Genomic DNA, 5,079 nt, shown 5'->3' on the forward strand with positions numbered 1-5,079 from the left:
TCGGTCATTTCGTGGGTGGAGGTGGGCGGGAGGCGTCCATATCATCTTCTTTGTCGTACAACAAAGAAGAAGGTCGCCCGCCGGGGGCGAGTCCCCGGCCAATGTGACGTAGTACAACGGAAAGCCGTCCGTAAGGGCTCACCGGTCAAAGGTCGAAGAGAGGGGCTCAACGACATTCGGATAAAGCCTGGAAAGCGCTTCCACCCCGGACGGCAAGGCTCACCAAGCCCGGCGGGCCTGCCAGGCGCAGTGTGTACATACCTAACGCGAACATAGCCAATAAATTCGACCTCTGCCCGCTGAATCATCGACATCCCTTTGTCAGCGTCCGCGGTCGAATGAATTCGACCCCACGCCATCCAAGCCCCCGGATCACCTTGAATCGCCTGTGCTCATCAGCAGCACGGCACCCCTGCCGGGTAACCCGGCGATGCCCGGGCCCTTTACCTTATAATCGAAGGCTTCCCGTGACCCGCCCCTCACCCGCCCGGGCGTCTTCCCCTGCTCGACACCATGCGTGACCCCTACGAAACCCTGGGCATTTCGCCGACGGCGGCAGCCGACGACATCAAGACGGCCTACCGCAAGGCGGCCCGCCTGTACCACCCGGACCGCAACCCCGACCCTGGAGCAGCCGACCGGTTCCGCCACATCCAGGCGGCCTACGACATCCTCTCCGACGACGCAAAGCGGCGCGACTACGATGCCCTGCGCCGGCGCAACCTGATCGACGACCCCCTGCAAGAAGCCACCTCCCTGTGGGCTTCCTACATTGAAAAGGTAATTTCTTGACCTCGTTCTACTTTGAAGACATCTTCGAGCGCTACGCCAGCGAGATCGACGACCTGCGCTCCGACTCCGAAGGCAAGGATGTGCTCAACAAGCGCGTGCGCGACAAGCACAAGGAGTTCTCCTTCCTGCTCAGCATGATCGACACCGCCCCCGAGATGGTCGCCCCGGCCTTCCACGGCGCCTTCGGCTTCAGCACCGGCAAGCTCCTGCACACCGCCTCCAACAGCGAACCCGGCGACGACGGCTTTCCGTCCTGGGCTGAACTCGAAGCCAGTCTCGACATTGCCCCGTGGGCCCGCCCCCTGATCAACATCTGCCTCGACAAGGACGGCGGCGAGAGCTTTCTCATCACCACCGCCGTGCTCGAATGGCTGCTCGGCAGCGGCCTCAGCGCCCGCTCGGCCCCCGAAGCCAGCCGCGACGAAGAAGATGAAGACCAGACCGACGACCTCGGCGAAGCCGGCGAAGAGTGGATGTCCGAACAGGGCTTCGACGCCGTTGACCGTTAAGAAAGACTGTTCATGACCCAGCTAGTCATCAAGGAAACCCGCGAACTCATCCTCGCCGGGGAGATCTCCCGGGCTGAAGCCCACCTCGTCGTCGTCGCCGAACAGGAAGGCGATCACGCCCTGGTCGAAGTCCTCGACGAGATGGCCCCCAAGGACGTCCTGGCGGTGATCCGCGAATACGATGCCAGCAAGGAATCGGTGGTCAACCTGCTGGTGAGCCCGGAGCAGTTCGTCCAGGCCATCGTGCTCGAACGCCAGTACGGCGAGCCCATCGAGAAGTATGTGCCGCGCCTGCGCAACACCATGAACGCAGTCATGCACCGCAACCCGGCGTCCTGCGCCGAGGTGCTGGACTGCCTGGTGGAGCACGACGATGGCGTCCGTGTGCTGGCCGACTATTTCACCGACCACTACGACTCCCTGCTGGCCCTGGCCTATCACGGCGTCTTCGAGGCCGAGATCGACCTGGAGAAGGCCTTCGCCCCCAAATCCGCCATCACCTGGGACGCCGAACGCGTGGACGAGCTCGACCAGGGCCTGGAGATCGGCGACGCCATCGAAATGGTGCGGGTGCGCATGTCGCGCTCCGAAGTCGCCGACTCGGACTGGATGGAAACTGCCTGGGTGCTGCGCCACGAGTTCTCCGACACCTTCGAGCTGCTCATCATCGAGATCCAGGACCGCCTGCACCGCGCCGCCGAAGCCGCCAGAATGCCCCTGACCGAATCCGGCGAGCCCGGCGTGCCGAAGCTCGACGAGGACGACGAGGAATCCGCCATCTGACCAGGAAACCGCGCGGCGCCCCCGTGGCGCCGCGCCCCGCACACGATGTTCGCTGATACCGCACTCACCACCGTCGACACCCGCCCCTATTTCGAGCGGGTGCTCTGTCACGCCCTCCAGGAAGGCCTGGTGGACGGCCCCCGGCTCGACGCCCTGCGGCGCGAAGGCGCCAAGGGCATCGTGCAGCTGGCCACCTACTTCGGCACCCCCAACCTGCGCCCCGAGCTGGAAGCCGCCCGCACCCGGCTGGTCACCCTGGTCGGCCTGGCCCTCGAAGCCGAATCCGGCGGCAAGATCGACGTGGCCGGCCGCCTGCTCCGCGACAAGACCCTGCTGGCCCTGTCCAAAGCCGGCGCCGACCGCCTGCGCAAGCTGCACGCCCTGCCCACCGAGCGCCTCCTCGGTGCGCCGGAGATCTTCCGCGAAAGCGAAAAGGACTTCCTGGCCAAGTGCACCGCTGAAACCCCGATCACCTACGCCCGCTACCTGGCCGAACGCGCTGGCCGCGAGCGCAACCAGCACTACATCGACGCCACCTATTGGCTCGTCGGCAAGCTCGGCATTGACCGCGAGGATGCCGACGAGTGGCACGTGTTCTGCGAATCGGTGATCAACAGCGCCCTGCTGGTCCTCCTCACCGAACGCAAGGCCGCCGGGCTCTTCAGTGTCGAGCGCTTCATGAAGCTCCACGAAGCCGCCCGCAAGAAGCGCAGCGCCAGCTTCCCGACCCTCGACGCCTGGCTCGAAGACGCGCCCCCCGCCGTGCGCAGCCTGCTCAAGCGCGAAACCGAGCGCTTCGTCGCCGAAGTCCTGCCGGTGATCCGCGACATCCCGGCCACCGAGATCTACCGCAACCAGGACCGCTTCTCCGGCCTGTTCTTCTTCGACACCAGCTCGGTCAGCGAGATCACCCACCACGACAAGGCCTGCGCCGAGGAGTGGACCCGCATCACCGGCAATCAGGGCGATCACACCGACGTGCAGTGCGGCGTGCTGCTGATGGTCGCCACCGGCCTCGAACCCACCCGCAGCCTGCTCAAGCGCGACGCCACCCGGATCTGGGACAACTTCCGCGAATCGGGCTTCGACGAAGCAGCCATCGCCCGCTTCATCGAAAACGTCGTGCCCTTCGAATACCAGTCTGACGTGCGCCGCATGTGGGAAGACGACCTCGGCCCCGAAGCCCGCCAGCAACTGGACAGCGACGACACCACCCTGGTGATGAACTACCTGCAGGACACCTGCCGCGCCAGCTGGAAGAAGAAAGCCGGCTGAACGTAGAACAGCCCCGACGACGACAGGAAGAACCGTCGGTGCGACTTGTAGCCTTGTGGGGGCGACTTCAGTCGCCCATCCACGCGCCGATCACCGGCATGCCCTTGATCGAAGTCCGCGGGCGACTGAAGTCGCCCCTACAAGTCGCCCCCACAGGAGACGCCACGCGGCCTCCCCATGCGCCAATGTGGACACCGCAGCGCACCATTCTGGCGCCTAGAACGGGCGATATGACCGCCCGCCCGGCCGGAAACCCGCTGATTCCGCGGGAATCGACTCCGGCACGATACCTGCTTATTGAATCTTGCCCGCTGGCAGTGCCGCCGCGGGCCTAGTTGCCTCCGCCAACGACGGCGGAACCCGAGCGAGTCGCGTGCGCAAGCACCCGCCACCTCGTTGTTCCAACCCGATATTGATCCGCGTTTCGCGGGGGCCATGATGTCTGCGCCGCTCACTCCCAGAGCCTGGCACGGAGATCCCGGACGGTCCCCGGGGAAGCCCGGACGAGCAGGATTAATCATGAAAATCATTGTTGTCGGTCATGGCATGGTGGGCCACAAGTTCCTCGAAGAACTCCACCAACTCGCATCCGTCCCCACCGAAGTCACCGTGCTGTGCGAAGAGCCCCGCGCCGCCTACGACAGGGTGCATCTGTCCGAGTTCTTCGCCGGCAAGACCGCCGACGACCTTTCCCTGGTGGAACCCGGCTTCTTTGACAAGAGTGGCTTCGCCCTGCGCCTCAAGACCCGCGCCGCGGCCATCGACCGCCGCAAGAAGACGGTCACCACCGCCGATGGCGAGGTGCTGAGCTACGACAAGCTGGTGCTGGCCACCGGCTCGGTGCCCTTCGTGCCCCCCGTCAAGGGCAACGACCGGGCCGACTGCTTCGTCTATCGCACCATCGAAGACCTGGAAGCCATGACCGAAGCCGGCGCCCGCTCGCAAAGCGGCGTGGTGGTGGGCGGCGGCCTCCTGGGCCTGGAATGCGCCAAGGCCCTGCGCGACCTGGGCCTCGAAACCCACGTGGTCGAGTTCGCCCCGCGCCTGATGACGGTGCAGGTGGACGAAGACGGCGGCCGCGTGCTGCGCAGCAAGATCGAAGAGCTGGGCCTGCACGTGCACACCAGCCGCAACACCGTGGAGATCACCGACGGCGCCCGCGCCCGCCACCGCATGGTCTTCAACGACGGCAGCCACCTGGAGACCGACATGATCGTGTTCTCCGCCGGCATCCGCCCCCGCGACGAGCTGGCCCGCCAGAACGCCCTGGCAGTCGGCCCCCGCGGCGGCATTGCGGTGGACGACCACCTGCGCACCAGCGACCCGGACATCTACGCCATCGGCGAGTGCGCCGCCTGGAAGGAGCAACTCTTCGGGCTGGTCGCCCCCGGCTACGACATGGCCCGCGTGGTGGCCCGCCACATCACCGGCCAGACGGACGCCCGCTTTGCCGGCGCCGACATGAGCACCAAGCTCAAGCTGAGGGGCGTGGACGTGGCCAGCATCGGCGACGCCCAGGGCAAGACCCCCAAGTGCCGCAGCTATCGCTACACCGACGAGCGCAAGCAGATCTACAAGAAGATCGTGGTCAGCGAGGACGGCAAGCACCTCCTTGGTGCCGTGCTGGTGGGCAATGCCGACGAGTACGGCACCCTGCTGCAGATGGCCCTCAACGACATCGCTCCGCCGGAAGACCCCGAGTTCCTGATCCTCCCGTCCA

At 65.8% G+C, this 5,079-nt stretch carries 5 protein-coding genes; all 5 read left to right on the plus strand.

The genetic code is table 11. From position 1 onward, the window contains the following. The first annotated feature begins 513 nt into the window (after positions 1-513). Positions 514-792: a DnaJ domain-containing protein gene (locus tag ACIQ09_RS21630; protein ID WP_299884732.1), complete on the plus strand. Its 279-nt coding sequence runs from the start codon at positions 514-516 to the stop codon at positions 790-792. Further along, positions 789-1,301: a hypothetical protein gene (locus tag ACIQ09_RS21635; protein WP_398314394.1), complete on the plus strand. Its 513-nt coding sequence runs from the start codon at positions 789-791 to the stop codon at positions 1,299-1,301. The genes ACIQ09_RS21630 and ACIQ09_RS21635 overlap by 4 nt, the downstream gene beginning before the upstream one ends. A 12-nt stretch (positions 1,302-1,313) precedes the next feature. Continuing rightward, positions 1,314-2,084 carry a hypothetical protein gene (locus ACIQ09_RS21640; RefSeq protein WP_398314396.1) on the plus strand — a complete coding sequence of 257 codons (771 nt, stop codon included), beginning with the start codon at positions 1,314-1,316 and terminating at the stop codon, positions 2,082-2,084. A 45-nt stretch (positions 2,085-2,129) separates the two neighbouring features. Continuing rightward, positions 2,130-3,359, plus strand: coding sequence for a hypothetical protein (locus ACIQ09_RS21645; RefSeq protein ID WP_398314398.1), 1,230 nt, complete (start codon positions 2,130-2,132; stop codon positions 3,357-3,359). A gap of 519 nt (positions 3,360-3,878) precedes the next feature. After that, positions 3,879-5,079, plus strand: a 1,201-nt coding sequence (locus tag ACIQ09_RS21650; RefSeq protein WP_398314400.1) for an FAD-dependent oxidoreductase, incomplete at its 3' end; no start/stop codon positions are given.

It is taken from the genome of Zoogloea sp. (assembly GCF_044344315.1).
In the GTDB taxonomy this organism is placed as follows: Bacteria; Pseudomonadota; Gammaproteobacteria; order Burkholderiales; family Rhodocyclaceae; genus Zoogloea.